Raw genomic sequence first — 25,880 nt, 5'->3', positions numbered from 1 at the left:
GATGAGTATCGATCCGCATCAAATCGCCCACCGGTTTGCCGAGCTGAGCCCCGAGCGTCGCCAGGCCTTCCTGGCTCGGCTCGAGGAAAACGGCATGCGCTTCACCGACCTGCCCATGGTCGCGGTGCCGCGCTCGCCCACAGCGCCGCTGTCGCTGGCCCAGCGCGGTCTGTGGATCGCCTGGCAGCGCGAGCCCGACAGCCCGGCCTACAACCTGGCGGGCGTATTGCGCCTGGGCGGCCCGCTGAGCGTCCAGGCGCTGGAGCAGGCCTGCAACGATCTGCGTGCCCGGCACGAAGCGCTGCGCACCTCGTTCGCCCAGGACACCGAGGGTGAGCCGCAGCAATGCATTCAGCCGCATCAGTTCCAAGCGCTGGTGTGCCTGGAACTGGACGAAGCCGGCTCGCAGCAGCGGGCTCGGGTATTGACCCAGAAGCCTTTCGATCTGATGGGCGCCCCGGCGCTGCGTCTGGAACTGCACCGCCTGGATGCGCAGCAGCATCGTCTGGTGATTGTGCTGCATCACATTCTGGCCGACGGCTGGTCCATCGGCCTGATCATCGAAGACCTGGCTGCCGCGTATGCCGCGCGTTGCCAAGGGCAAGCCCCGCAATGGCCGGCGCTGGCCGTGCAGTATGCCGATTACGCCGGCTGGCAGCGGCGCTGGCTGGAGGCGGGCGAACAGGCGCGCCAGCTCGACTACTGGCGCCAGCAACTGAGCGATGACCACACGCCCCTGGCGCTGCCGATGGACCGTCCACGCAGTGCACAGCGCGATGCCCGCGGTGCCAGCGTCCGGGTGCAGGTGGCCGCCGAAACCAGCGCGCGCTTGCGCAGCCTGGCCAAGGCGCAGGGGGCAACCACGTTCATGGCCATGCTGGCCGTGCTCAAGCTGCTGCTGGCCCGCCAGAGCGGCGCCGATCGCGTGCGCATCGGCTCGCCGTTGGCCAACCGCACCCGCGCCGAAACCCAGCGCGTGGTGGGCTACTTCACCACCCTGAGCGTGTTGAGCACCGCCGTCGATGAGCGGCAGAGCTTCAGCGCGCTGCTGGATCGAGTGCGCAGCACCCTCTTCGACGCCCAGGAACATGCGCAGCTGCCGTTCGACCAACTGGTGCAAGCGCTGGCACCGCCGCGCGAGGCCGGCACCCATCCGCTGTTTCAGGTCAAGTGCACCGAGCAACCGGCCAGCCGTCCGCAGCGTTTTGCCGAGCTGTCCATGAGCCTGGAAGGGCTGACCGCAGGGGAGGTGCATTTCGACTTGAGCGTCGACTTCACCGACCGCGCCGAAGGCATCGAGGTGTCGATCGCCTATGCGTGCGACCTGTTCGACGCCGTACGCATCGAACGCTTCGCCGCTCAGTTGTTGTCACTGACCGAAGCGGTGAGCCATGAGCCCGAACGGCGGCTGCTCGAACTGGCCGTTGAGCACGAGAGCGACGAGGGCGAACCGGCGGTCGAGGCCCAGGACGTGGTGAGCCTGTGGCAGCACCAGTACCGGCTCGACCCGGATGCCGTCGCCTTGACCGGCGCCGGCATGAGTTTCAGCCGTGCACAGGTCGAACGCGCAGCCGACGCCTTGGGCCAGCGCCTGCTCGCCCAGGGCGTCGGGCCCGGCGCACGGGTGGCGCTGCTGAGCGCGCGCACGCCGGCCATGGTCGTCGGTATCCTCGCGGTGCTCAAGTGTGGTGCTGCCTATGTGCCGGTCGATCCGCGCTGGCCGACAGAACGGCAGGCGGCGGTATTGGCCGACAGCGGGGTCTGTCTGGTGCTGGGCGCCGATCCCCAGGTGCCGGACCTTGCGTGGCTGGCCCTCGATCTGGACCTGGACGTGCCGCCATCGCCGCTGCCTTGGCCGCGGACGGTGCCCGAACTGCCGGCGTACCTGATCTATACCTCCGGCTCCAGTGGCACGCCCAAGGCCGTCGTCGCCACCCGTGGCAACCTGGCCGCCTATGTCGCAGGCGTCGGCCAGCGCCTGCAGTTGCCCGCGCACAGCCGCTTCGCCATGGTCTCGACGGTGGCCGCCGACCTCGGCCACACGGTGCTGTTTCTCGCCCTCAGCCAGGGCGGTGTACTGCACCTGGCCGACGAAGAGCAGGCCTTCGACCCCGATGCCTTCGCCCAATGGCAGAGCGAGCAGGGCAGCGACGTGCTGAAGATCACCCCCAGTCATTTGCAGGCCCTGCTCAATGCCCGCGATCCGCTGCATGTGTTGCCGCGGCACACCTTGATCCTGGGCGGCGAAGCGACGTCCTGGGCGCTGCTCGATGAGATTCGCCGGCTTGCTCCACAGCTGCGCGTGTTCAACCACTACGGGCCTACCGAAACCACGGTCGGTGCGCTGTGCCAGAACGCGGCCGATGCCGATCGCCTGCGGGCGCGAACCTTGCCCATCGGCACGCCGCTGCCCGGCGTACAGGCGCGTGTGCTGGATGCCTACCTCAACCCGGTGGCCGACGGCGTGGTCGGTGAGTTGTACCTGGGTGGCGTTGGCGTGACCCAAGGGTACTCGGAGCGTGCGGAGCTGACCGCAGAGCGGTATGTGCCCGACCCCTATGGTGCGCCCGGTGCGCGGTTATACCGCAGCGGTGATCGCATCCGGCGTCTGCCCGATGGCAGCCTGGAGTACCTGGGGCGCAGCGACGATCAGGTAAAGATTCGCGGTTATCGCGTCGAGCCGGGGGAGGTCGCCACGGCCATTCGCCGCTTGGCCGGCGTCGGCGAGGCGGCGGTGATCGCGGTCGCCGGAGAAGACGGCGCTCACCAGTTGCACGCCTATGTGGTGCTGGCGGCTGAGACCGACGTAGCCACGTTGCGCCAGTCCCTTGCAAGCCAGGTGCCGGACGCGCTGCTGCCGTCTCACTGGACCGTGCTGGACAGTCTGCCGCTCACCGCCAATGGCAAACTCGATCGGCGAGCCTTGCCCACAGTGGAGGCGGCGCTGCCAACCCGCGAAGGCCCGCAAGGGCCGACCGAGCAGGCCCTCGCGCAGCTGTGGTGCGACCTGCTGGGACGCAGCGACATTCCACGCAGCGCATCGTTTACCGAACTGGGCGGCGACTCGTTGCTGAGCCTCAAGCTGCTCGCGCGCATCCGCAAACAAGGGCTGCAAGGCGAGCGCAAGCTGACCCTGGCGGACGTGCTCAATGCTTCCAGCCTTGCTGTCTTGGCGGAGTGCCTGACACCGCCGCCGGTGGCCGAGCCCGAGGTAGTGTTTCTGAGCCGTTCTGGCAGCGGCGTGCCGCTGTTCTGTCTGCCTGGGCTGATCGTCAACAGCAGCGAATTCAAGCCATTGGTGGCGGCACTGGGCGAGGATCGGCCGGTGTATGGTTTCGTCAGCCATGTCTACACCGAGCAGCGCTGGCGCGGTTACGACGTTCTGGCGCTGGCCAGCGAATATGCCGAGTACATCGTCCGTACCGTCAAGGGGGGCCGCTGCGCCTTGCTCGGCTGGTCATCCGGAGGCGAACTGGCGCTGGAAACCGCACGCTTGCTGCAAGGGCGCGTCCAGGTCGAGTTCCTCGGCCTGGTGGACGTGTTCGAGTCGGTGCCCTTTCATCCACGTCAGCCACTGGACGCTGCCACCCGGGATCGCGCGCAACCGCTGCTGGAACACTGGCTGGCGCGCTCGGCCATGGCGACGCAATGGCGCGGTCTTTTCACGCTGATGGACGCGCGCGAACGCGATGCGTTGGCCGAGCACGTACTGGCCCACGACGGCCAATTGCCCTGCGACGGACCGGATCTGCTGTCCCGCGAGTTCGAACAATGGGCATTGCTCGACAAGCGCTTGAAAGCCGCGCGCCATGTGCTCGAACCCCTGGCGATAGCGGTGCACGTCTGGCAGGCCCAGGACTCCCTGACCCGCAGCGAGCGCCTGCGCGACTGGAACGGGTTGGTCGAGGTGGTCGAGCAGCGCTGTGTAGCGGGTGCGCATCACCTGGACATCGTCCGTCACCCCGGCTTCATGGCCGAGCTGGCGCAGGCCCTGAAGGCCCTCGAAAGCGGTAGGCGACCAGAGGTGGCTAAATTCGCCGAGGCCACGAGCGTCTTCTAGGAACACGTCAACCGAAGGCCGCAGGCAACCCGGCGGCCCTCGCTCCCTCACCCTCTTCTGGAAGGAATCGGTCACATGACGCAGCACCTCACCCCGACGGCTCCCCACGACCTCATCGGCATCGGCTTCGGCCCGTCCAATCTGGCCCTGGCCATCGCCTTGCAAGAGCGCGCGGAGCAGGGAGGGCGGCCGTTCGACGCGCTGTTTTTGGAGCGTCAGCCCGACTACAGCTGGCACGGCAACACCCTGGTCGCCCAGAGCGAACTGCAGATTTCGTTTCTCAAGGACCTGGTGACCCTGCGCAACCCCTCCAGCCGTTTCTCGTTCGTCAATTACCTCAAGGCCCACGGTCGCCTGGTGGACTTCATCAACCTGGGCACCTTTTACCCCTGTCGCATGGAGTACAACGACTACCTGCGCTGGGTCGCGCAGCAGTTCGCCGAGCAGAGCCGTTATGGCGAGCAGGTGCTGCGTGTCGAACCGATCGTGGAAGGGGATGGCCGGGTGCAGCGCCTGAACGTGGTCAGCGAGCACCAGGGCCGCGAAGTCCAGCGCCAGACCCGCTCGGTAATCGTCAGCACCGGCGGCACGCCGAAGATCCCCCAGGCGTTCGCCTCGTTCAAGGACGACCCACGGGTGTTCCACCATGCCCGTTACCTGTCGGCCATGGCCACCCAACCCTGCAGCCGTGGCGAGCCGATGCGCATTGCGGTGGTGGGCGCAGGGCAGAGCGCGGCCGAGGCGTTCATCGACCTCAATGACAGCTACCCCAACGTTCAGGTCGACATGATTCTGCGCGCGGCCGTGCTCAAGCCGGCGGACGACAGCCCGTTCGTCAATGAAATCTTCGGCCCGGACTATACCGACCTGGTGTTCAATCAGCCCGAAACAGAGCGTGAGCGTTTGATCCGCGAGTATCACAACACCAATTACTCGGTGGTGGACCTGGACCTGATCGAACGCATCTACGCCATGCTCTATCGCCAGAAAGTCTCCGGCGTCGAGCGCCATGGTTTCCTCTGCCGACGCATGATCGAAAGCGCCACTGACGTCGATGGCCGCGTGCAACTGCAACTGCGCGACCTGGCCACCGGCAGCACCGAAGCGCGGCGTTACGATGCGGTGATTCTGGCCACCGGTTACGAGCGTCGTTCCCATCGCGAACTGCTCGCTCCACTGAAGGACTACCTGGACGACTTCCGGGTCGACCGCGACTACCAGTTGATCGCCCGCCCGGAGCTTGAAACGCCGGTCTTCATCCAGGGTTTCAGCCAGCACTCCCATGGGCTGAGCGACACGCTGCTGTCGGTGCTGCCGGCTCGTTCGGGAGAGATCGCCGCTGCCCTGGAGCAGCGCCTGGAGGGCGTCGGCCAGGCCCGCCCGAACGCCGCACGCCGCGCGGTCGGGCGAAGCCTCTCGGCGTGATGGCTGAACAGGAGCGGCGGATCGGATATGCTGGGTGAATGATGCTGTTTCTCATTCACTTGCTCACATGACCACAGGTGCCAGGGGCTGATGATAGACGTGCTTGCGCCGCTGTTTCGCGGCGATTTCGAAGCCTACCGGGACGTGTTGGTGCTGGCCGACGATCCGCGGCCAGTTATTGTGTACGACGAGCTACTGGCGCCCGATGCCTTCGCCGAGCTTCAGCGGCGATTCGGTCAGCGCTACAACGGCGACGATCGCCGTGCCTGGGTGTCGTTGTGGGCCAAGCACTACATCGTCAAACTGTTGCCGCCGGTGATGGGCGCCACGTTGCTGTTGCGCTGGCGCCTGCCGCTGGGGCTGGCCGACACGGCCTTGTTGCTGGACGAAGGCGCGCTGCCCCAGGGCTTTCGTCTGAGCGACAAAGGCGCGCCGTTCGCCGCCGATGTGAACGAGCCGTTCGAGCTGTTCGCAGGCCTGCTCGACGATCACCTGCAGCCGTTGTTCCAGGCCATGGCCAGCCAGACCAAGCTGTCGCCCAAGGTGCTGTGGAGCAACGCCGGCAACTACTTCGAAAACCTGCTCAACCTGATGGCCAAGGCCGGCATGCCTGCCGAACGCCTGGCGCCGGGCCGCGCTCTGCTGGAAACCAAGACACGCCCCGATGGCACCCGCAACCCGCTGTTCCAGCCGGTGCGCTACCTGCCCATCGACGACGCCAGCGGCCAACCCACCTTGCGCCGCGAGCGCAAGGTCTGCTGCGTGCGTTATCTCTTGCCCGAGCTTGAGCTGTGCGGCAATTGCCCGCTGAAGGTGAATCCCGTCAGGGTACCGGCCTGATTCAGTCCGGCAGTCGCGCTCAGTAGTGGAAGCTGATCGCCGAGCCATCGCCCGGATGCGCCATGACCCCCATGCGGATGCCGTAGATCGACTCCAGCACTTCAGCGTTCATCAGCTCAGCCGGTGGCCCCTGAACGAGTAGCCGCCCGCTGTGCAACGCCACCAGGTGATCGCAGTAACGCGCAGCCATGTTGATCTCGTGCAGCACCACGACCACGCCCAGGTCCAGCTTGTGACTCAATTCGCGGATCAGGCCCAGCACCTCGATCTGATGAGCGATGTCCAGCGCCGAGGTCGGTTCATCGAGCAACAGGTAGCGGCTGTTCTGCGCCAGCAGCATGGCCAGCCAGACCCGCTGGCGTTCGCCGCCGGAGAGGTTGTCCACCAGGCGCTCGGCATAGGCGCGGGTGTGGGTCAGCTCCAGGGCCTGTTCGACCTGAGCATGGTCCTCTTCGCTCATGCGTCCCAGCGCGCCATGCCACGGGTAGCGGCCAAAGCGCACCAGTTCGCGGACGCTCAGGCCATCGGCGGCCGGCAGTTGCTGCGGCAGGTACGCCACCTGCCGAGCGAACTCGCGGTTTTTCCAGTCCGCCAAGGGTACGCCATCGAGCTTCACCGTGCCCTGGCTGGCGGCTTGCTGGCGGGCCAGCAGCTTGATCAAGGTCGATTTGCCCGAGCCGTTGTGCCCGATCAGACCGATGATCTGGCCGTGGGGCAGGCTCAGGTCGAGGGGGTGCAGAAGGGTGCACTCGGGAATGCAGAAGGACGCGGCCTGCAACTCGAACATGGAAGGGTCCTGAAAAGAAAGACGCTAATCTAAACGAGATAAGAACCATTATCAAAGGGTGGGGGTTGAATTGGTTGCCATCCTGACCGGCTCCGAGCTGCAGTGAAATGAACTTGGGGCAAGACCAGAAAACGTTACTCAAGTAGTTGTAATAGAGGTTTTACATCTGCTGGATCACCGCGAGCTTGACCGGTAAGCGTCTGGCGCCTGGGGTCGATCGGACCAGGTTCTACGGGGGGATCCCGCCGTCTCATAAATAATCGTATGGTCACATTTCAGATCTTAATCGCAAAAGGCCATCGCTCGATTGACGCTCCGGCGACCTGTCGTGGTTAATAGCTTCGACGCTATTTCACCCAGAGGTCGCCGCCATGTTCGGAACGTTTCCCCGCAAAAAACTCGCCCTCAGCGCCCTGACCGGCCTGGCGCTGCTTATCGGCGCGAACGGCGCGATGGCAGCGCAGACCTTGCGTCTGGCCCATGCCTCGAGCTCTGAAAGCCTGATCAACCAGGCCATGGTGCGTTTCGCCGCGCAGGTCAGTGAACAGACCAAGGGCGAGCTGAAAGTGCAGCTCTATCCGGACGGCCAGTTGGGTGACGAGGCCCCGATCGTCGATTCGGTCGGCGCCGGAGCGATCGATATCGGCCTGGGCGGTTCGACCGACGGCATCGACCCGCGCCTGAATGCCCTGTCGCTGCCTTTCCTGTTCAAGGACGCCGCTGCGGTCCATGCTTATCTGGATAGCCCGGCCGGCAAGAAATTCCTGACCATGGGCCAGGACCATGGCTTTGTGATGCTCTCGGCCCTGGACTCGGGTTTTCGCCAGTTCGCCAACAGCAAGCACCCGATCTTCAAGCCTGCTGACCTCAACGGTCTGAAGATCCGCACTCCGCCCAACCCGGTCATTCTGGCCACCATCAAACAGCTTGGCGCCCTGGGCCAGTCGATCCCGTTCGGCGAGGTCTACACCTCGTTGCAATCGGGCGTGGTGGATGGGGTCGAGCCTGAACTGCGGGATTTCTACGACCAGAAGTGGTTCGAAGTGGCCAAGAACGTCTCGGTGTCCAACTACGTGTGGTCTGCCAATTTCTGGTTCATCAACAAAGACCGTTACGAAGGCCTGGACGACAGCGAACGTGCCGCGCTGGACAAAGCCGTCGTTGACGCCACCGCCTGGTATCGCTCCCAGCTCGAAGCGGTCTACGCGAAGATCAAGACCGAAATGGAAGCCAAGGGCGTGAAGTTCAACGAGGTCGAGACTGGCCCGTTCCGCGAGCTGGCCGGCCCGGTCTACGCCCAGTTCGGCAAGGTCTGGGGTGAAGACTTCGTCAATCAGCTGCGTCGCGACGCCCAGGGCCAGTAACCATGTCTATTTCCCAACACCCGGACCTGCCGCCCAAGGGCTGGCCGGAGCGTACGTTGGCGGTGGCCGGTGCGGTGATGTTCACCGTGACCTTCCTGGCCATCCTGGCCGGGGTGTTCTCGCGCTATTTCAACCTGCATGGGTTCGAGTGGTCATTCGAGATCGCCACCCTCGGCTTCATCTGGGTGACCTTCATCGGCACCGTGATTGCCGAGATCCGCCATGAAAACGTACGCTTCCAAGGCCTGGCCAACCTGTTGCCGGCCCCTGTTCAGCGAGGCCTGGACGCCTTCGCCAGCCTGGCTCTGCTGTCCATCAGCGGCTGGTTGCTGTACAGCGGCAGTGCGTTCATCGCGCGCACCGGTTGGGCGCCGACGCCGGTGCTGCGCTGGCCGGCGGGCCTGAGCTCGGCAGCGCTGGTCAGTGCCGCCGCCATGCTTGCCGTCCTGGCGCTGATCCGTCTGATCCGCCTGACTCGTAGCGGAGTTCGCCCATGACCGTCCTGATCTTGTTCCTGGCATTCGTGTGCCTGTTGCTCGCCGGTCTACCGGTGGTGTGGGCCATGGCGGGTGGCACCATTGCCGCCCTGCTGTTCGGCGATCTGCACCTGCCATTGGCCTGGCTCGCCCAGCAAACCCTGCGCGGCGCCGACTCGTCCACCCTCGCTTCAATTCCATTGTTCCTGCTGGCGGGCGAGTTGATGAACCGCGGCGGGCTCACCCTGCGCATCATGCGTGTTGCCGAGCATTGCTTCGGTCGCCTGCGCGGCGGTCTGGGCTTGGTCAACGTTGCCACCGCCTTTGTCTATGGCGGCCTGACGGGCTCGGCCACCGCGGACACGGGTACCGTGGCCAAGGTGATGATCCCGGTGATGGAGGAGCGGGGCTATCCGCGGGCCTTCGCTGCCGCGGTGACCGCTGCGTCGGGCACCCTGGGCATCATCGTTCCACCCAGCGTGATTCTGATCATGTTCGGTGTGCTGACCAACACCTCCATCGGCGGCCTGTTCATGGCTGGGGTCATCCCGGGCGTCATGCTGGCGGCGGTGTTCATGGTGACGGCGTATGTGGTCGGCGTTCGCGGACACTTTCCCAAGGTCGAGGGCAAGATGGACTGGGCCGAACTGCGTCGAGACCTGCTGGGTGCCTTGCCGGCCTTGCTGATGCCGATCATGGTGCTGGGCTCGATCGTGACCGGCTTTGCCACGGCTACCGAGGCTGCCTCGCTGTCGGTGCTTTACGCACTGGCGGTGGGCACCGTGATCTACCGACAGTTGGGCTGGCGTGATCTGTTCCCTGCTGTGACCGAAGCGGTGACGATTACCGGCTCGGTGATGATCATCATGGCCGTCGCCATGCCGTTCGGCTGGATACTGACCTTCGAACTGGTACCGCACACCGTGGCGTCGTGGATCGTCGATATGCACACTGGGCCGTTGATGACCATTCTGCTGGTGATTCTGGTGCTCAAGGTGGTGGGCTTCTGGCTCGATCTGGGCCCTGCAATGATCATCCTCGCGCCGATCCTGGTCCCCGTGGCGAAGGCCGCCGGTTTCGAGCCGTACCAGATCGGCCTGATCTTCACCATGACGCTGGGCTGGGGACTGTTCACACCGCCCATCGGCACCAATATCTTCGTGGTGTGCAACGTCGGTCGCATCGAAATCGGTGCCGTATCGCGCCGGCTGATTCCGTTCTGGATCGCCACCGCATTCGCCATCGCTCTACTGGTCTTCTTCCCTGGCCTGACCCAGTGGCTGCCACGTGTCATGGGCTACTGAGCCCCCTCATTGTGTAGAGAAATGCAGATGAAACATTTGATCGGTGGAATTTCCAGCGGCGGCCGCGCTTTGCCTGAAATCGATGGCCAGGCCTTCGGTGTCGGCCGCAGTGAAGGGCCTTGGCTGTGGGATGAGCAGGGCGTGCGCTACGTTGATACCGCCATGGGCTTTGGCGCGACGATGCTAGGCCATGCCCAGGCCCAGGTCGTCGCGGCCAGCAGCGCCGCCCTGCGCAATGGCCCGATGCCCTCGTTCGCGCATGCCGACGAAGAGAGTGCCGCCGCGGCGCTGGCCCGCTTCACTGGTGAGCTCAGCCAGGTGATCTTCGTCAACACCGGCAGTGAAGCGGTGCACTTGGCTTGCCGAACCGCTCGGGTAGCCACCGGCCGCACACGCATTGCCAAGTTCGCCGCGGGTTACGACGGCTGGTACGACGCGGTGGCCTTTGGCAACGCCGGGCAACCGGCGGCGCTGATGGCGGGTAACGAGCGTCCTGAACAGGACGGCATGCTGCTGTTGCGCTATAACGATTTCGCTGATGCCGAGCAGTTGTTCCGCGATTGCGGCGACATCGCCGCCGTGGTGGTGGAGCCGGTGTTGGCCAATGCCGGCTGCATTGTGCCGGCGCCAGGCTATCTGAAGCATCTCAGCGACCTGGCCCACGCCAACGGCGCGTTGGTGATCCTCGACGAAGTCTTGATGGGGCTGCGCCTGCATCCTGGTCTGAGCGGTACCCTGCTGGGCGCCGAAGCGGACCTGGCCACCGTCGGCAAAGCCATCGGCAGCGGAGTGCCGGTGGCCGCCCTGGTGGGCAAGCCGCAGTACATGGAGTTGTTCGAGCAGGGCAAGATCATCCGTGCGGGGACTTACAGCGGCGCCCCGCCGGCGTGCGCAGCGGTACTGGCCACGTTGAAACAGTTGGCGAGCGCTGACTACCCGGCTCTGCTTGCGCGTGGTGACAAACTGCGCGCCGATCTGGTGGCTGCCTTCGCGCAGAAGGGGATAGCGGTCAGCACCACCGGCTACGGCTCGGTGTTCACCTTGTGGCGTTCGACAACACCCCCGCTCACCTACGCCGAAGCCGTGCAGGTGGCTGACAGCGACTGGACCCTCGCCCTGCACAAGGCCTTGCGTCGCCAGGGCGTGATGACCATGCCGTTCGCCTTTGGCCGGGTCTACCTGACCTTCGCCCACGACGAAGAGGCTCTGCAGATGCTGCTCGACGGCTACAAAGCCGCAATCGCCTTGCTCTGAGGCGCGATCGCCGCCCGGAATCGGTCAAGGACGAAGTGGGCCAGGCGGCGGGTGTTGAGCAAGGCATGCTCGGGCATCAGCAACGCCAGTTCAATGCTCGGCAGTTCCGGAAGCTGCTCGCCGCGCAGAATTCGCCAGCCCGGCGGCACCACGGACGCCGGCAGCACCGTGACCGCCGTACCCAAACGCACGGCATGCATCACGCCGGGTAGATGCGATGAGGAACTGACCACCCGCCACGGCGTACCGAGGCGGTCCAGTGCTTCGATGATCTGCGGCCTTGCCCGGCAACTGTCGGTGAACAACGACAACGGCAGGGTGCGTTGCTGTTCGGGAAAATGTTCTGGCGATGCGCACCACAGCATCGGTTCGCAGCGCAGCAGCTCGCCCTGCAGCTTGCCATTGGCACGGGTGATGATGGCGATATCGATGCTGCCTTCGGCAATCATCGCTTCCAGACGCGAGGAAAAATCACAGATGATTTCCACCTGAAGATGAGGATGACGCTGCGTGAACGCCTGCATCAGTTCACAGCCCAGGGTCTCCAGGTAATCATCCGGCATGCCGATGCGGATGCGTGTGGCTTCCTGGCCACATTCGAGGGCCGTGAGTGCCTCATCTTCGAGCATCTGAATACGCCGCGCATAGCCGATCAGGCGTTCGCCGTGTTCGGTCAGTGTCACTCCGCGACGTGAGCGCTCCAGTAATTTGCGGCCGACCCTGGCCTCCAGCCGACCGAGCATCAGGCTCACGGCCGCTTGTGTCTTGCCGATCCGCTCACCGGCGGCGGTGAAACCGCCGTAATCAATGACCGCAACGAAGGCGGCAAGACAGTCTGTGTCGAGATGGCGCATGGGGCAGGGTCCCTCGGTGAAAAGACAGCGGGCTGACGTGATCATGCACGTTTCATTCCCACACCTTCATCGCTCGTCTCATCGCAGTGTTCAGGTCGCGTTCAGCTCTGCTTCCTGCCTGTCCAGACATCCCCGGTGGTGCTCACGCCTCAGGCCTCGGTGGGGTTCAGCATCACAGTGTTACCTTTCATGACAGGCTATCGCCTCGGTAACGTTGATTCAGGTTGCCATCAAGCCGCGCTCGGTAAAACCGGCGTCATGGGAGCCAGAAGAAGTCCGCTACCTGAGGAACAGAGGGCGATCGCTGTCTAAGCTTATGTTTATTCAGTATTAATTGGATCTGGAACGGTCGATTACACTCACCGCCCGCACGTCATACGCAGGCGCTTTCCGATGTTCGCTTTGTCCATTTCCAACGGTTTGAAGGTCGGACGATGACTTTCGACTACGCGTTTGCGCTGTCCACGCTTCCCGCCTTTGTGCGGGCAGTCGGCGTCACTCTGCAGGTCGGTTTGATAGCCATCCTGAGTTCACTGACCGTTGCGGTGCTCAATGCGGCCATCGCCACGTTCAAGGTTCCGCTGCTGCATCGGCTGGTGCCGCTGTACGTCGAACTCGCCCGCAACACGCCGCTGTTGATCCAGCTGTTCTTCATCTATTTCGCCTTGCCCGCTCTGGGCGTACGGATTTCCGGTTTCGCGGCGGCCGTCATTGCCATGACGTTCATGGGGGGTGCGTACCTGACCGAGATCCTGCGTGCCGGTATCGAGGCGGTGCCCAAGGCGCAAATCGAGTCGGGGCTGTCCATCGGTCTGTCGCGCTGGCAGCTGCTGCGCCACGTGATCCTGCCCCAGGCAGGCATTCTCAGCCTGCCTGCGCTGTTCGCCAACTTCGTGTTCCTGCTCAAGGAAACCACGGTGGTGTCAGCCGTTGCCGTGCCGGAAATTCTCTACACCACCAAGAGCTACATCGCCCTGTATTACAAGACCTACGAGATGCTGGCGGTGATGACCGGCCTGTGTGTGTTGCTGTTCTTGCCGCTGTCGTTGCTGCTGGGTCTGCTGGAAAGGAGGCTCCAACATGGCCAGTTCGGGTCTTGAGTTGCTCTGGGTATCGGCACCGCAACTGCTCACCGGGGCCGGTCGCACCTTGGGTATTTCCGCATTGGCGATCCTGTTCAGCAGTATCGGCGGCCTGCTCTATGGCGTGCTGCGCAGCCTCGGCAAACGCTGGCTGGACGTGCCGCTGAGGGTCTACCTGGAGCTGTTTCGCGCCATTCCGGTACTGGTCTGGTTGTACCTGTTCTTCTTTGGCCTGCCGATCTTCTTCGGCGTCAGCCTGCCTGCGTTCTGGTGCGCGGTGCTGGTGCTGTCGCTGTGGGGCGCCAGCGAGATTGGGGAGGTCGTGCGCGGTGCGCTGCGCTCCATACCCCGCGGGCAGCGCGAAGCGGGCCTGGCCATCGGCCTGGACCTGGGCCAGTTGTACGGCCGGGTATTGCTGCCCCAGGCGCTCAAGCGCCTTACCCCGCCGGTCATCAACGTTTGCACTCGTTTGCTCAAGACCAGCTCGCTGGCGGTACTGATCGGCGTTGTCGACATCACCAAGGTTGGGCAGCAGATCATCGAGCGTACCTACGAATCGGTGCTGATCTACGGATTTCTGTTCGTCTTCTTTTTTATCGTCTGCTATCCGCTGTCGGCCGCCTCCCGCGTGCTCGAACGGCGCTGGAATCACGCATGAGCGCATTGATCGAACTCGCAAGCTTCAGCAAGAAATTCGCCGACACACCAGTGTTGACCGACATCGATCTGCGCGTGAGCGAAGGCGAAGTGGTGGTGATCCTTGGCCCCAGCGGTTGTGGCAAGAGTACCTTGCTGCGCTGCCTGAACGGCCTGGAGCTGGGTCACAGCGGCACCTTCACTTTCGATGGCCAGCGACTGCCCGCCAATGCCGACTGGCGCCGGGTGCGTCAGCAGATCGGCATGGTGTTCCAGAGCTATCACCTGTTTCCGCACATGACCGTGTTGCAGAACGTGCTGCTGGGGCCACTGCAGGTACAGAAGCGCGATGCCCAGGAGGCGCGGCAGCAGGCCGAGGCGCTGCTGGCTCGGGTTGGCCTGGCCGAGCGCGCCAACGCCTACCCCCGCGAGCTCTCGGGCGGCCAGCAGCAGCGGATCGCCATCGTACGGGCGCTGTGCATGAACCCCAAGGTCATGCTGTTCGACGAAGTCACCGCTGCGCTGGATCCGGAAATGGTCAAGGAAGTCCTGGAGGTGATCCTCGATCTGGCGCAGGGCGGCATGACCATGCTCATTGTCACCCACGAAATGGCCTTCGCCCGGGCGGTGGCCGACCGCATTCTGTTCATGGACCGCGGCCGCATCGCGGAACAGAACGATCCCGAAACCTTCTTCAGCGCCCCGCAGACCGCACGCGCGCAGCAGTTCCTGGAAAGGTTTTCCTACGTAGAAAACATGTCGAAAAGGAAAGCATCGTGAACTTCAAATCTGCCCTGGTTCTACCCGTACTCGCCCTTGGACTGCTGGCCGGTTGCGACAAACCGGCCGAGCCCAAGGCCGCCACCCCGGCCGCGACGGCGAAGCCTGCCACCAGTTACCTGGAAACCATCAAGGCCCGCGACAAACTGATCGTCGGGGTATTCAGCGACAAGCCGCCCTTTGGTTTCGTCAACGAGCAAGGTGAATACGTCGGGTTCGACACCGACCTGGGCAAGCGCTTCGCCAAGGACCTGCTGGGAGACGAGAAGAAAATCGAGTTCGTCAGCGTCGAGCCGGCCAGCCGCATACCGTTTCTGCAAAGCGACAAGGTCGACCTGATCCTGGCCAACATGACCGTGACCCCCGAGCGCAGCCAAGTGGTGGACTTCACCAACCCCAACCTGCGGGTGGCCGTGCAGGCGCTGGTGGCCGATGCCAGCAGCGTCCAGAAGCTCGATGACCTGGCCGACAAGACCACCATCGTCACCACCGGCACCACGGCCGATCTGTGGTTGACCAAGAACCACCCGGACTGGAAGTTGCTGAAGTTCGAAAAGAACTCCGAATCACTGCAGGCCCTGGCCAGCGGCCGCGGCGATGCCTACGCCCAGGACAACCTGGTGCTGTTCAACTGGGCCAAGCAGAACCCCGGCTATCGCGTGCTTGCCGAGAAGCTGGGTGACGAAGCGCCTATCGCGCCGGCCGTGAAGAAGGGCAACACCGAGTTGCGCGACTGGGTGAACGAGGAGTTGGCAAAGCTTGGCGAAGAGAAAGCCCTGCTCAAGCTTTATGACCAGTACGTGCGCAAGGACTTGCCAGCGGACACCGATCCCAATCTGGTCATCGTTGAAGGGGGTCATTGGAAGCCTTGAGGGCAGCCGATCGAACCGATCAGTTCTGCCCCAGCTTGAGATGGAAGTTCTTCATGAAGTTCCACGAGTAGGAGGGCGCGGGAGAGTAACAGCCTGGTTGATTGGCAGGGGTGGCATCGCAGCGTACGGTGTAGCCCTTGCTACCGATCTCACGCCCGCCTTCGCCTGTACCTCTGTCGCTGTAGGAGGCGCAGCCGGTTAGCAGGCCCAAGATCAATATCGCAGCCAATTCTTTCATTGCAGACTCCTTTCCATTGAGCGCGCAGCTTAGCCTTTGTCTGCTCCAAAAGGCTACTTGGTGTTGGCCTGGCGCACGGGTGCGCTCAGTCCTCGTTGCGCAGCCCCAGCAAATGCTTCATCTCCTCGCCCCGCAACGGCGGGCTGAGCAGGTAACCCTGGACGAACGGGCAATCCAGCGCTTGCAGTCGGTCCAACTGGTCCTGGGTTTCCACGCCCTCGGCGACGATGTCGACGCCCAGCGCGCTGCCCAGTGACAGGATGCTGGTGACGATGGCGATGGTGCGGCGGTGGGTCATCATACGCGTGACGAACGAACGGTCGATCTTGATCGAATCGATCGGGTAGCGGTCGATGTAACCCAGCGAGCTGTAGCCGGTGCCGAAGTCGTCCAGTGCGATGTGCACGCCCAGCTTGCGCAAGTCGGCCAGGGCGATGGCCACGGTTTCCGGCTCGTTGAGAAACACCGATTCGGTGATTTCGATTTGCAGGTCGCGTGGGCTCAGCGACGTGCTTTCCAGGATCTGCGCGACCTTCGCCACGAATCCCACATGATTGAGTTCGGCGCCGGAGACGTTGACGTTCAGTCGCAACCCCGCAGCGGGGCTGGCGTCCCAGCGCTTGATCTCGGCGCAGGCCGTCTGCATGACCCAGCGGCCCATCTCGTGGATGATGCCGATGTCTTCCGCCACGGCGATGAACACGTCGGGCGGTACGTTGCCGAGCACCGGATGCTGCCAGCGAACCAGCGCTTCGACGCCGGCGACGCGGCGCGAGCCGGCGTGGAAAATGGGTTGGTAGACCAGGTAGAACTCTTCGCGCGCCAAGGCGTGCTTCAGCGCATTGCGCATCAACAGCAGGTCCACCGCCGCTTGGCGCATGGACAGGTCGAACAGCGCCCACTTGCCTGGGCCTTGCTTCTTCGCGGCATACATGGCGACGTCGGCATCGCGCACCAGATCTTCGGCACCGGTGTGCGCAGCGTCGAGGGTGACGATGCCGACACTGCACGAAGTGAAGATCGCCTGACCCTCGACTTCGACGGCAACGCCGAGTGCCTGGATAACGCGTTTTGCGGTGTCGATGGCCGCCTGCTTGGACGCCTCGCCGGTGTGGAGGATGGCAAACTCGTCGCCACCGATGCGCGCCAGGACAGCGTTGTCGGTGAGGCAGGATTGCAGTCGCTGCGCCACGATCTGCAACAGGATGTCGCCGGCGCGGTGACCCATGCCGTCGTTGATGTATTTGAAGCGATCCAGGTCCAGGTACAGCACCGCCGCATCGCGCTCGGCCTGGGCCAGATTGAAGACCTCCTGGATCTGCGCCATGAAGTAGGCGCGGTTCTTCAGCCGGGTCAGGTCATCGTGGAAGGCCGCGTAGGTCAGCTCTTCCTGGATCCGCTCGCGCTCCACCAGGCGAGAACGCAACGCCACCTGTTCCTCACGGTCGATCTGCGCTTGCCTGAGGCCTTCTTCGGCTTCCTTGCGCTCGCTGATATCACGCTGCACCGACACCCAGTGGGTGAACCAGCCTTTTTCGTTGGCCACGGGCACGATGCTCAATTGCACCCAGAAACGGGTGCCATCGCGGCGCGTGTTGATCAGTTCGACCTCGACCGGTTGCCACCGGGTCAGCGCGCTCCGGATCTGATCCAGGGTGCTGCGATCGGTTTCCTCGCATTGCAGGATGCGTGGTGTCTTGCCGACGATCTCTTCCAGGCTGAACCCTGTGGTCGCCAGAAACGCCGGGTTGCAGTAGACGATACGCGGGCCGGGCAGGTCGATCGGCTCGGCTTCGGTGATCAGGATAGCATCCTTGGCATGCACGACCACCGACTCCAGCAGGCGCAGCCGCTCGATGACCCCGGTGGGGCCATTGCTGACCGCCGGGTGCGGAGCGGTGTGGTACAGAGCGACCGAGTGGGTCTTGAGCGCATAGATCTGCGCAGCGCTGAGCAGCTTGAACGGCGGTGTCAGCGCCAGCAGGACGATGCCGGCGAGGACATCGCTGCTGTCCTTCACAGCGATACACACACGGTAGGTGTCTGCGAGCGACCCCAGGAAGTCCGGCACCGAATGAATGAAGGGCGAGCCGTCACCGATGTCGACCACGTCGCCGTAGGACATCAGCATGCGCAGCCAGGACTCGGTGGCCGCATCGACCGGCACCTCCCGTGTCGTACCGTAGGCGGCGGTCACCCGCCAGGCACCGGGCGGACCCTCGATGAGCAAGCCGCCGCAACACTGAGTGATGGCCGCCGCTGCCTGGATCAGACCTTTTAAAGCGGTGTTCGATGTAGCGTTTTCGGGAACAGCTGCAAGCATATGAAGGACCCAAGCAAGGAGGGGAGCGGCGACCTCCTGTCACGACATGTCATTTTGACATCATGGTGATGTTAGCACTACGCCTCCCGGTCGGACCCCCTCTACGCATTTAAATTGCGCGACCGCCTTTTATTTCCCGGCAGGCGGGGACGGGCAGCGATCAACGGTCGTCTACCCGGCGCCAGCGGTAGTGCCTGCATGCTCCCCTGGTTTGCTCAGAAGTACTTCAACCAGCCGATGTCACGGCGGCGTTGCTTGAGTTGCGCGAACCAGCGGGTGGGGAAGTACAGTGCGACGGCCAGTGCCACGGTCCATAGCCAGATCCCGCTCAGGCTGTCGAAGCCGTAGTACTTGCCCTGATTGAGGCCCCAGATCTGCACCGCGATCAGGTACATGGCTTTGAGCACCAGCAGGTGCAGCACATAGAAGAACATCGGCGCGCCGCCATAGCGTGACAGCACTTCGAGCACCGGGCGGCCTTCGAGGCGCTGGAACAAGGCGAGCAGCAGCAGCCCGGCGCCCATGGTGGGCATCAGGTACAGCAGTGACGGTGGGTACTTGGTCAGCGACATGAAACTCATGAAGGTGCGGACGTTGTCGTCCAGCACGCTCCATGGCTTCTCGCCGTAGCCGTTCAGGTAGCGGATGGCAATGAACCCCACGAGCAAACCCACACCCCAGTTCAGCAGCAGACGCAGGCGCCGTGCCGGGTCGGCGTCGCGACCGAACCAGGGGCCGGCGCAGTAGCCCAGTGCGATCAGCCCGATCCACGGCAGGATGGGGTAGGTCGTGCGCGCGCGGGTGAACTCGGTGATTTCCAGGAACGCGCGCTGGTGCAGGATCGACCAGATCTCGAAGAAGGGCGACTCTGCGGTCAGAACGATGCCGTCCAGCAGGTTGTGGCCGGCGACGATGAAGACACCCACGATCGCCAGCGCAGTACGGGGCAGATGGATGAGCGCGGCCAGCGCGATCATGCTCAGGCCGATGGCCCAGATCACTTGCAGCCACAAGGTGGTGGGCACCAGAGTCGCGTTCCAGGCGAAGTTGACCAGCGTCAGTTCCAGAAAGACCAGAAACAGTCCGCGCTTGAGGAGGAATATCGAGACTTCCCGTGGGCTATGGGATTGTCCGTACAGCCAAGCCGAGAGGCCGGTAAGGAAAACGAACACCGGGGCGCAGACCATGCTGCTGATGCGAGTGAAGAACAGTTCGGGAGGTGTGTTGACCGGATCCATGGGATCGCTGACCTGAACATGCAGAAAAAACGTTTCGCGCACATGATCGACGAGCATGAACAGCATGACCAATCCACGTAGTGCATCGATCGTCAGCATGCGCGTGCGTGATACCGCTTGGGTCGAGGCCGTGGAAAGCGAACTGGGAAAGGGTGGTGAAGGGGCAGCGTCGGCCATGGGCAGGCATCCAAAAATAAATCGGGATGCGAATGTTACGATATAACGTGAAAATTTGAAATTGCCGCTGTGCGAGCATTTCTCGTAGGAACGGTCACCGGCCGCAAAAAACGCCACTGTGTGTCATGGAAACCGGTGAGGCCCTTCGCGGCCACGGACCGCTCCTACGCGGCACTCCTTGTAGGAGCGGTCATCGGCCGCGAACAGAGCGCCGCCGTGTGTCAGGCAGTCACCAATTAGGCACTCTCTTCCTGCTGCAGTCGCTTGATCAAGGCTTGAGCCGCAGCTTCGGAGGACGCAGGGTTCTGCCCTGTGATCAGGTGGCCGTCCTCGACCACATAGCTGCCCCAGTCCGGACCCTTGGAGTACTCACCGCCATTGGCTTTGAGTATGTCTTCGACCAGAAAGGGCACCACATCCGTCAAACCGACCGCGTCCTCTTCGGAATTGGTGAAACCGGTGACCTTCTTGCCTTTGACGATGGAATCGCCATCGGGCGATTTCACGTTCTTGAACACACCCGGTGCATGGCAGACGGCAGCGACCGGTTTGTTGGCGGCATAGAACGCTTCGATGACGGTTTTCGAATCCGTGTCTTCAGCCAGGTCCCACAGCGGACCGTGCCCACCGGGATAGAACACGGCATCGAAATCGTAGGGGTCGACTTCGCTCAGCGGAAAGGTGTCGGCGAGGGCAGATTTGGCCTCTGCGTCATCGGCGAAGCGGCGGGTGGCGTCGGTCTGCGCATCCGGCTCGTCGCTCTTGGGGTCCAGTGGTGGTTGGCCGCCCTTGGGCGACACCAGCGTCACATCGGCGCCGGCGTCGATGAAGGCATAGTAGGGGGCGGCGAATTCTTCCAGCCAGAAGCCGGTTTTCTTGCCGGTATCGCCCAACTGATCGTGGGACGTGAGAACCATCAAGATCTTCATGCACATTTCTCCTGCAGGTGTGGGGATGCAATGCACGGCATTGCCCGGTTCCGTGTTCAGAAAGCACAGTGTTTAGAAAGCACAGTGTTCAGAAAGCACATGCACGCAGACGTTCAAGACAATCCCCCGGCGCCTCTCGTGCCGAACCGAAGGAACGCTGGCGGATCACTTCAGTCAGTTGCTGCAGGGCCGAGCCCCCGCACACGTCCGCTACCAAGAGGAGATGTCCCATGGCAACCGCATCCGTTCAATACCGCTTCAACGGTGAGTCGCGCAGCTGGACGCCACCGGCTCGGATCGAGCCGGGCCTCCACGCTGTGGTGATGCACCTGGTGCAATTGCACTTCGGCGACGGCGAAAATAGCCTGGTGATGCCCACCGCCGAGGACAGCGACGAGCAGGTTCTGGAGCAGGCGGCACGGATGGGGCTGACCGATATCCAGCTTCCCGATGCTCCCGCCAACTAGGCGCTGACCGCCCGGTACAGCGCGCGGATGAGGTCGGACTGAGTGATGATGCCCACCAGACGGCGCTCGCTGTCGATGATCGGAATGTGCCGATGGCCGTTCTCCGAAAACACCGGCACCAGCTCGGTCAGCAGCCGATCGGCGCTGGCGACGCGCACCGAACGGGTCATGATCTGCCCAACGCTGCTGGTCGTCGGCCGATTGCGTCCGGGTCGCAGCAGGGCGCGCAGGTGCCAGGCCACGCCGTCGTGGGCGTCCAGGTCCAGTTGCCGCATGAAATCGGCCACGGTGACGATGCCTATCAGATGGCGCTGGCGATCGATGACCGGCAGGGCCTTGATCTTGTGCTTGCGCATCAGTGCCCAGACCTCGCGTAGCGGCATCTCCTGGCGTGCGGTGATCGGTTCCCGACTCATGACTTCGGCACAGCGCAGCTCGCCCATGTTGCGCTGATAGGCCGATGCTTCGGCCAGTTCGAGCAATGTCTGCAGGTCGTTGCGATCGACGTCGAGGACCTGGTTGTAGTGCACCAGCGCGGCGTCCAGGTCGGCGCGGCTGAATCGTCCTGTGGCCGATGGTTGGGGCGTCGCAGGCACATGAGGCCAGGGCCGACGCGTCAGGTTGTTGTAGAGCAGGCCGGCAGCCACCAGCAGCAGCGAGTCGAGCAGGACCGGATTCACGGCATAGGCGAAGTGTTCGCAACCCATCACGACCATCAGCAGTGCCGCCGCGCCACCGGGTGGGTGCAGGCAGCGGGCGGCGAGCATCAGTGCGATTGCCAGGCCTACGGCGAGGGCGGCGGCCAGGGTCGGATCGGGAATCCATTTGGCGCAGGCAATGCCGACCAGCGCGCTCAGCGTATTGCCACCGGCCACTGCCCAGGGTTGGGCCAAGGGGCTGGCGGGGAGGGCGAACACCAGCACGGCGCTGGCACCAATGGGCGCCACGATGGCCAGCCCCAGGGCGCCGTGCTCGGAGGCCCAGTGCCCCTGCAGGCCCAGCGCTGCAAGCACCCCGACCACCAGCACGCCCAGGGCGGCACCGATGCAGGCACGCCATTTTTCCCGGGCATTGATCGGTTGGCGGGTCGGCCAGAGGCGGGTGAAGATATTCATTGCAGGTGCTTGAGTTCCGGCTGTGAAACAGGGCCGGCATCAGTATCCGGCCTCACATTCCCCTGTAGCAGCGGCGCGAGCCGCGTCACAGGCCACGCGGATCATCTGACCCCACGCAGTGCCATCGGACGCAGCTTGCGCAGCTGCTACAGGTATTGGGTGGCCGCGTCGGGCGCCAATGCGACAGCCCAGACACGGCGCGATCAACCCACCGTATCAATGGGGCGCGCGGCGGATGGTCTTCATCAGATCCTGCGGGCTGATCTGACCCACCACATTGACGCCACTGCCCGGCTGCGGCAGGTCCAGGATATGCCCCTTCATCTTGCCGATCACGTGCATCTCGCACGGCTTGCAGTCGAACTTCAGGGTCAGCACTTCATCGCCATGAATCAACTGCATGGGCGCAACCTTGGTTTTCACCCCGGTCACACCCTTGGCCTGCTTGGGGCACAAATTGAACGAGAAACGCAGGCAATGCTTGGTGATCATCACCGGCACTTCGCCCGGCTCTTCATGGGCCTCGTACGCGGCATCGATCAGCTTGACCCCGTGGCGATGATAGAAATCGCGAGCCTTCTGGTTGTACACGTTGGCCAGGAACGACAGGTGCGATTCCGGATACACCGGCGGTGGGGTCGTCTCGGCCTTGCGGCTGCCACGCGGATGGGCCAGCACGCGCGCGGTGGTCAGCGCCTCGATCGCTTCGCGACGCATCGCCTTGAGCTGCGAGTTGGGAATGAAAAACGCCTGCGGTGCATCTAGTTCGATGGCCGTTGCATGGTACTGGGTAGTGCCCAGTTGCCCCAGCAGGTCACGCAGCTGATCCAGCGCCTGCTCCGGTTTGTTGGCCGGCCCGAACGGGCCTTCCAGCGCTACATCCACGCGCACGCCTTCTTCGCTGGTGGCGGTCAGTTGCAAACGTTGCTCGCTCAACTGCACGCGCCAGGCCACGCCGACGCGCCGCTCGGCGGAAGTCTTCTGCAGCGCCTGCTGCCAGTTGTGGTCCAGGTTGCGATTGAGCGGGTGGTTGGGGCGCAACTGGAACAGCCCAGCCGGCATCTCGTTGGGTTCGACGCGATAGCGATAGCGCTTCTGACCGTCTTCGTCGAACTCGCTCTTGAGCTCGGCGATGTTGGCGCGGAAACCTACGACTTCGCGCTTGACCAGCACGTTCAGGCCGTCGCCGTTGGACAGCGGCTGCTCGCTGACGACCAGCATGTCACGCTTGGCGACTTTCTCCACGCGTCCGACCGGCAGGCCGGTGAAGGTGGGCGAATCGAACGCACCGATGTCGATCTTGCGCTCGCTGACGAAATAGTCGGTGCTGCCGCGGTGGAAGGTCTTGTCCGGGTCCGGCACGAAGAAGTGTGCGGTACGACCGCTGGAAGCCCGGGCCAGATCCGGACGGTCTTCCAGCACGTCGTCCAGGCGCTGGCGGTAATAGGCGGTGATGTTCTTCACGTAGCCCATGTCCTTGTAGCGGCCTTCGATCTTGAACGAACGCACGCCGGCCTCGACCAGCGCGCGGATGTTGGCGCTCTGGTTGTTGTCCTTCATGGACAGCAGGTGTTTCTCGTAGGCCACCACGCGACCCTGGTCATCCTTGAGGGTGTAGGGCAAGCGGCAGGCCTGGGAGCAGTCGCCGCGGTTGGCACTGCGCCCGGTCTGCGCGTGGGAGATGTTGCACTGCCCGGAAAACGCCACGCACAACGCACCGTGAATGAAGAACTCGATGGCTGCATCGGTTTCTGCGGCAATGGCGCGGATTTCACCCAGATCCAGTTCCCGCGCCAGTACCAGCTGGGAGAAGCCGGCCTGGTCGAGGAATTTGGCCCGCGCCAGGGTGCGGATGTCGGTCTGGGTGCTGGCGTGCAGCTCGATCGGCGGAATATCCAGCTCCATGACCCCCAGGTCCTGCACGATCAAGGCATCCACGCCGGCGTCGTACAACTGGTGTATCAGCTTGCGCGCCGGTTCCAGTTCGTTGTCGTGCAGGATGGTGTTGAGCGTGGTGAACACCCGCGCGTGATAGCGGCGAGCGAAGGTCACCAACTCGGCGATATCGCTCAGCTCGTTGCTGGCGTTGTGACGCGCGCCGAAGCTGGGCCCGCCAATGTAGATGGCGTCGGCGCCATGCAGGATGGCCTCACGGGCGATGGCTACGTCGCGTGCGGGGCTGAGCAGTTCGAGGTGGTGCTTGGGCAGGGACATGTTTTTCTGGTCTGAGTCATCACGGTCAAGGTCGCTATTGTAGCGGCGAATGACCACAACGGCACGGCCCGCGCGTCGCAGCGCTGTCTGTTGCGGGAAGACGGATCGAACCGCCGAGTGGGGCTGGCGTCTACCGGGCAGCGTCCGTGCCGCAGCCAATCAGGGATACCGCCGATGAGCAAGTCCATCACCGCCCAGGATCTGGGCATCGACATCACCGAGCGGCACGGCCTGTTCAAGTGGTTGCTGGCCAGCTTTCTGATGGGTAAGCGCATTCAGGCCGATATCGCCGTTCAGGCCTATCGGGTGCTGGTCGAAAAACACGGTCGCGATACGCCGCGCAAGCTGGGCCACTGCACGCATCGCGAGTTGGTGGCCATGCTGGGCGAGGCGCATTACGTGCGCTATGACGAGAGTACGGCGACGCGGCTGAGCGCGCTGGCGAAGACATTGACGGCGGAGTACGGCGGCAGTGTCAGCCAGATGCGCGAGGCCAGTGCCGATCGCACGGATTTTGAACGCAGGTTGGCACAGTTCGATGGGGTAGGGCCCAAAACCGTGGAGATCTTCATGCGCGAAGCCGGCGGAGCCTTGTTTTGAGCATGGACCAAGTACGCGTAGGCTGCGCCGGTTGGAGCCTGCCGCGCGAGTACGCTGAGCACTTTACGGGCGACGGCACCCATTTGCAGCGCTATGCCTCACGGTTGCGTTGCGTGGAAATCAACAGTTCGTTCTACCGTCCGCATCGCCCACAGACCTATGCCCGCTGGGCCGCGTCGGTGCCGGACGACTTCCGCTTCTCGGTGAAGGTGCCGAAACAGATCACCCATGTGCAGCGCCTGCGCGACTGCGCCACGGGCCTCGATGAATTCCTGGCGCAATGTGGTGAGCTGGGCAACAAGCTCGGCTGCCTGCTGGTGCAATTGCCGCCGTCTCTGGCTTTCGAAGTGCAGGCTGCCGAGGATTTCTTCCGTTGTTTGCGCGAGCGATTTGCAGGCCATGTGGTGCTCGAACCGCGCCATGCTTCCTGGGTCGAGGCCGAGCCGATCCTGCAGGCTTACCGCATTGCCCAAGCGGCGGTCGATCCTTCACGCATCGCCACCGATATCACCCCTGAAGGCTGGCGCGGCTTTCGTTATTGGCGACTGCACGGTTCGCCGCGCATCTATCACGACGCGTACAGCGCTGAATATCTGGCACACCTGCGCCTGCTCCTGGCCGAAGCCGCCACCGACGCCGAGGTATGGTGCATATTCGACAACACCGCCTCCGGCGCCGCGACAGCAGACGCGCTGCGCACCACCAACCCTCCAGAAAATCCACCCCTGTAGCAGCTGCGCAAGCTGCGTCGGCGGTACCTACGGTGTATCTGGATAAACGCGTTGAACCCGGACGTGGCTCGCGCCGCTGCTACAGGGGAATGCGGTGAGGCCGGTGAGGCCGGA

The 25,880-nt window shown here is 63.6% G+C and carries 22 protein-coding genes; 14 read left to right on the top strand and 8 right to left on the bottom strand.

Annotation, left to right across the window (positions count from 1 at the left end; translation table 11 throughout):
- Window position 1 precedes the first annotated feature (1 nt).
- The 3 genes from B2V21_RS16310 to fhuF all read left to right on the top strand — a co-directional run bounded on the left by B2V21_RS16310 (window position 2) and on the right by fhuF (window position 6,325).
- A complete protein-coding gene (locus B2V21_RS16310; RefSeq protein ID WP_286917400.1) occupies window positions 2-4,060 on the top strand; it encodes an amino acid adenylation domain-containing protein in 4,059 nt (1,352 codons plus the stop codon).
- A gap of 75 nt (window positions 4,061-4,135) precedes the next feature.
- Window positions 4,136-5,485, top strand: coding sequence for a lysine N(6)-hydroxylase/L-ornithine N(5)-oxygenase family protein (locus B2V21_RS16305; RefSeq protein ID WP_286917399.1), 1,350 nt, complete (start codon window positions 4,136-4,138; stop codon window positions 5,483-5,485).
- A gap of 90 nt (window positions 5,486-5,575) precedes the next feature.
- A complete protein-coding gene (fhuF, locus tag B2V21_RS16300; RefSeq protein WP_286917398.1) occupies window positions 5,576-6,325 on the top strand; it encodes a siderophore-iron reductase FhuF in 750 nt (249 codons plus the stop codon).
- A gap of 19 nt (window positions 6,326-6,344) precedes the next feature.
- On the opposite strand, the gene B2V21_RS16295 is transcribed toward fhuF, so the two are convergent.
- The gene (locus B2V21_RS16295) at window positions 6,345-7,112 is read right to left on the bottom strand and encodes an ATP-binding cassette domain-containing protein (protein ID WP_286917397.1); all 768 of its coding nucleotides are present in this window, start codon (window positions 7,110-7,112) and stop codon (window positions 6,345-6,347) included.
- A 371-nt stretch (window positions 7,113-7,483) separates the two neighbouring features.
- On the opposite strand from B2V21_RS16295, the gene B2V21_RS16290 reads away from it, so the two are divergent.
- Genes B2V21_RS16290 through B2V21_RS16275 form a run of 4 tightly spaced genes read left to right on the top strand, consistent with a single transcriptional unit; the run spans window position 7,484 to window position 11,510 of the window.
- Window positions 7,484-8,476: a TRAP transporter substrate-binding protein gene (locus tag B2V21_RS16290; RefSeq protein WP_282346576.1), complete on the top strand. Its 993-nt coding sequence runs from the start codon at window positions 7,484-7,486 to the stop codon at window positions 8,474-8,476.
- Window positions 8,477-8,478: 2 nt separating this feature from the next.
- Entirely contained in the window at window positions 8,479-8,973 is a 495-nt protein-coding gene (locus tag B2V21_RS16285; RefSeq protein ID WP_286917396.1) for a TRAP transporter small permease, read from the top strand.
- Window positions 8,970-10,256, top strand: coding sequence for a TRAP transporter large permease (locus B2V21_RS16280; protein WP_286917395.1), 1,287 nt, complete (start codon window positions 8,970-8,972; stop codon window positions 10,254-10,256). Before B2V21_RS16285 ends, B2V21_RS16280 begins: the two co-directional genes overlap by 4 nt.
- 27 nt (window positions 10,257-10,283) lie before the next feature.
- Window positions 10,284-11,510, top strand: a complete 1,227-nt coding sequence (locus tag B2V21_RS16275; RefSeq protein WP_286917394.1) for an aminotransferase class III-fold pyridoxal phosphate-dependent enzyme — start codon at window positions 10,284-10,286, stop codon at window positions 11,508-11,510.
- Here the strand turns inward: B2V21_RS16275 and B2V21_RS16270 are convergent.
- A complete protein-coding gene (locus tag B2V21_RS16270; protein WP_286917393.1) occupies window positions 11,483-12,364 on the bottom strand; it encodes a LysR substrate-binding domain-containing protein in 882 nt (293 codons plus the stop codon). The genes B2V21_RS16275 and B2V21_RS16270 overlap by 28 nt on opposite strands.
- Window positions 12,365-12,798: 434 nt before the next feature.
- Between B2V21_RS16270 and B2V21_RS16265 the strand changes: the two genes are divergently transcribed.
- The 4 genes from B2V21_RS16265 to B2V21_RS16250 are packed head-to-tail and all read left to right on the top strand — an operon-like array spanning window position 12,799 to window position 15,734.
- Window positions 12,799-13,464, top strand: coding sequence for an amino acid ABC transporter permease (locus tag B2V21_RS16265; RefSeq protein WP_286917392.1), 666 nt, complete (start codon window positions 12,799-12,801; stop codon window positions 13,462-13,464).
- A complete protein-coding gene (locus B2V21_RS16260) occupies window positions 13,445-14,104 on the top strand; it encodes an amino acid ABC transporter permease (RefSeq protein ID WP_056842401.1) in 660 nt (219 codons plus the stop codon). Before B2V21_RS16265 ends, B2V21_RS16260 begins: the two co-directional genes overlap by 20 nt.
- Window positions 14,101-14,862 (top strand): amino acid ABC transporter ATP-binding protein, encoded by a 762-nt coding sequence (locus B2V21_RS16255; protein WP_286917391.1) that lies wholly within the window; start codon window positions 14,101-14,103, stop codon window positions 14,860-14,862. The genes B2V21_RS16260 and B2V21_RS16255 overlap by 4 nt, the downstream gene beginning before the upstream one ends.
- On the top strand, window positions 14,859-15,734 hold the full coding sequence (locus tag B2V21_RS16250) for a transporter substrate-binding domain-containing protein (protein ID WP_376787140.1): 876 nt from the start codon (window positions 14,859-14,861) through the stop codon (window positions 15,732-15,734). Before B2V21_RS16255 ends, B2V21_RS16250 begins: the two co-directional genes overlap by 4 nt.
- A 19-nt stretch (window positions 15,735-15,753) precedes the next feature.
- Here B2V21_RS16250 and B2V21_RS16245 read toward each other — a convergent pair whose 3' ends face one another.
- From B2V21_RS16245 to B2V21_RS16230, 4 genes are all read right to left on the bottom strand, one after another.
- Window positions 15,754-15,972, bottom strand: a complete 219-nt coding sequence (locus B2V21_RS16245; protein ID WP_286917390.1) for a hypothetical protein — start codon at window positions 15,970-15,972, stop codon at window positions 15,754-15,756.
- A gap of 85 nt (window positions 15,973-16,057) precedes the next feature.
- Complete coding sequence (locus tag B2V21_RS16240) at window positions 16,058-18,295, bottom strand: sensor domain-containing protein (RefSeq protein WP_286917389.1); 2,238 nt, start codon at window positions 18,293-18,295, stop codon at window positions 16,058-16,060.
- A 215-nt stretch (window positions 18,296-18,510) separates the two neighbouring features.
- Window positions 18,511-19,632, bottom strand: a complete 1,122-nt coding sequence (locus B2V21_RS16235) for a DUF1624 domain-containing protein (protein WP_286917416.1) — start codon at window positions 19,630-19,632, stop codon at window positions 18,511-18,513.
- 314 nt (window positions 19,633-19,946) lie between these two features.
- Complete coding sequence (locus B2V21_RS16230; protein WP_286917388.1) at window positions 19,947-20,639, bottom strand: type 1 glutamine amidotransferase domain-containing protein; 693 nt, start codon at window positions 20,637-20,639, stop codon at window positions 19,947-19,949.
- Window positions 20,640-20,869: 230 nt separating this feature from the next.
- Between B2V21_RS16230 and B2V21_RS16225 the strand changes: the two genes are divergently transcribed.
- A complete protein-coding gene (locus tag B2V21_RS16225) occupies window positions 20,870-21,106 on the top strand; it encodes a hypothetical protein (RefSeq protein WP_286917387.1) in 237 nt (78 codons plus the stop codon).
- Here B2V21_RS16225 and B2V21_RS16220 read toward each other — a convergent pair.
- Both B2V21_RS16220 and B2V21_RS16215 read right to left on the bottom strand, forming a co-directional pair.
- On the bottom strand, window positions 21,103-22,221 hold the full coding sequence (locus B2V21_RS16220; protein WP_286917386.1) for an HPP family protein: 1,119 nt from the start codon (window positions 22,219-22,221) through the stop codon (window positions 21,103-21,105). The genes B2V21_RS16225 and B2V21_RS16220 overlap by 4 nt on opposite strands.
- A gap of 216 nt (window positions 22,222-22,437) precedes the next feature.
- A complete protein-coding gene (locus B2V21_RS16215; RefSeq protein WP_286917385.1) occupies window positions 22,438-24,435 on the bottom strand; it encodes a peptidase U32 family protein in 1,998 nt (665 codons plus the stop codon).
- A 174-nt stretch (window positions 24,436-24,609) separates the two neighbouring features.
- Between B2V21_RS16215 and B2V21_RS16210 the strand changes: the two genes are divergently transcribed.
- Both B2V21_RS16210 and B2V21_RS16205 read left to right on the top strand, forming a co-directional pair.
- On the top strand, window positions 24,610-25,035 hold the full coding sequence (locus B2V21_RS16210) for a DNA methylase (RefSeq protein WP_286917384.1): 426 nt from the start codon (window positions 24,610-24,612) through the stop codon (window positions 25,033-25,035).
- Between the two features lie 2 nt (window positions 25,036-25,037).
- On the top strand, window positions 25,038-25,766 hold the full coding sequence (locus B2V21_RS16205; RefSeq protein ID WP_286917383.1) for a DUF72 domain-containing protein: 729 nt from the start codon (window positions 25,038-25,040) through the stop codon (window positions 25,764-25,766).
- Window positions 25,767-25,880: the final 114 nt, after the last annotated feature.

It is taken from the genome of Pseudomonas sp. UBA6276, from assembly GCF_002438365.1.
GTDB classification, from domain to species: domain Bacteria; phylum Pseudomonadota; class Gammaproteobacteria; order Pseudomonadales; family Pseudomonadaceae; genus Aquipseudomonas; species Aquipseudomonas coleopterorum.
This window is presented reverse-complemented; position numbering and strand designations above follow the sequence as displayed.

Bases quoted from the DNA above. Each gene is read 5' to 3' on its own strand.
- B2V21_RS16310 (WP_286917400.1), top strand. From the start codon at position 2: ATGAGTATCGATCCGCATCAAATCGCCCACCGGTTTGCCGAGCTGAGC.
- B2V21_RS16305 (WP_286917399.1), top strand. From the start codon at position 4,136: ATGACGCAGCACCTCACCCCGACGGCTCCCCACGACCTCATCGGCATC.
- fhuF (WP_286917398.1), top strand. From the start codon at position 5,576: ATGATAGACGTGCTTGCGCCGCTGTTTCGCGGCGATTTCGAAGCCTAC.
- B2V21_RS16295 (WP_286917397.1), bottom strand. From the start codon at position 7,112: ATGTTCGAGTTGCAGGCCGCGTCCTTCTGCATTCCCGAGTGCACCCTT.
- B2V21_RS16290 (WP_282346576.1), top strand. From the start codon at position 7,484: ATGTTCGGAACGTTTCCCCGCAAAAAACTCGCCCTCAGCGCCCTGACC.
- B2V21_RS16285 (WP_286917396.1), top strand. From the start codon at position 8,479: ATGTCTATTTCCCAACACCCGGACCTGCCGCCCAAGGGCTGGCCGGAG.
- B2V21_RS16280 (WP_286917395.1), top strand. From the start codon at position 8,970: ATGACCGTCCTGATCTTGTTCCTGGCATTCGTGTGCCTGTTGCTCGCC.
- B2V21_RS16275 (WP_286917394.1), top strand. From the start codon at position 10,284: ATGAAACATTTGATCGGTGGAATTTCCAGCGGCGGCCGCGCTTTGCCT.
- B2V21_RS16270 (WP_286917393.1), bottom strand. From the start codon at position 12,364: ATGCGCCATCTCGACACAGACTGTCTTGCCGCCTTCGTTGCGGTCATT.
- B2V21_RS16265 (WP_286917392.1), top strand. From the start codon at position 12,799: ATGACTTTCGACTACGCGTTTGCGCTGTCCACGCTTCCCGCCTTTGTG.
- B2V21_RS16260 (WP_056842401.1), top strand. From the start codon at position 13,445: ATGGCCAGTTCGGGTCTTGAGTTGCTCTGGGTATCGGCACCGCAACTG.
- B2V21_RS16255 (WP_286917391.1), top strand. From the start codon at position 14,101: ATGAGCGCATTGATCGAACTCGCAAGCTTCAGCAAGAAATTCGCCGAC.
- B2V21_RS16245 (WP_286917390.1), bottom strand. From the start codon at position 15,972: ATGAAAGAATTGGCTGCGATATTGATCTTGGGCCTGCTAACCGGCTGC.
- B2V21_RS16240 (WP_286917389.1), bottom strand. From the start codon at position 18,295: ATGCTTGCAGCTGTTCCCGAAAACGCTACATCGAACACCGCTTTAAAA.
- B2V21_RS16235 (WP_286917416.1), bottom strand. From the start codon at position 19,632: ATGCTGACGATCGATGCACTACGTGGATTGGTCATGCTGTTCATGCTC.
- B2V21_RS16230 (WP_286917388.1), bottom strand. From the start codon at position 20,639: ATGAAGATCTTGATGGTTCTCACGTCCCACGATCAGTTGGGCGATACC.
- B2V21_RS16225 (WP_286917387.1), top strand. From the start codon at position 20,870: ATGGCAACCGCATCCGTTCAATACCGCTTCAACGGTGAGTCGCGCAGC.
- B2V21_RS16220 (WP_286917386.1), bottom strand. From the start codon at position 22,221: ATGAATATCTTCACCCGCCTCTGGCCGACCCGCCAACCGATCAATGCC.
- B2V21_RS16215 (WP_286917385.1), bottom strand. From the start codon at position 24,435: ATGTCCCTGCCCAAGCACCACCTCGAACTGCTCAGCCCCGCACGCGAC.
- B2V21_RS16210 (WP_286917384.1), top strand. From the start codon at position 24,610: ATGAGCAAGTCCATCACCGCCCAGGATCTGGGCATCGACATCACCGAG.
- B2V21_RS16205 (WP_286917383.1), top strand. From the start codon at position 25,038: ATGGACCAAGTACGCGTAGGCTGCGCCGGTTGGAGCCTGCCGCGCGAG.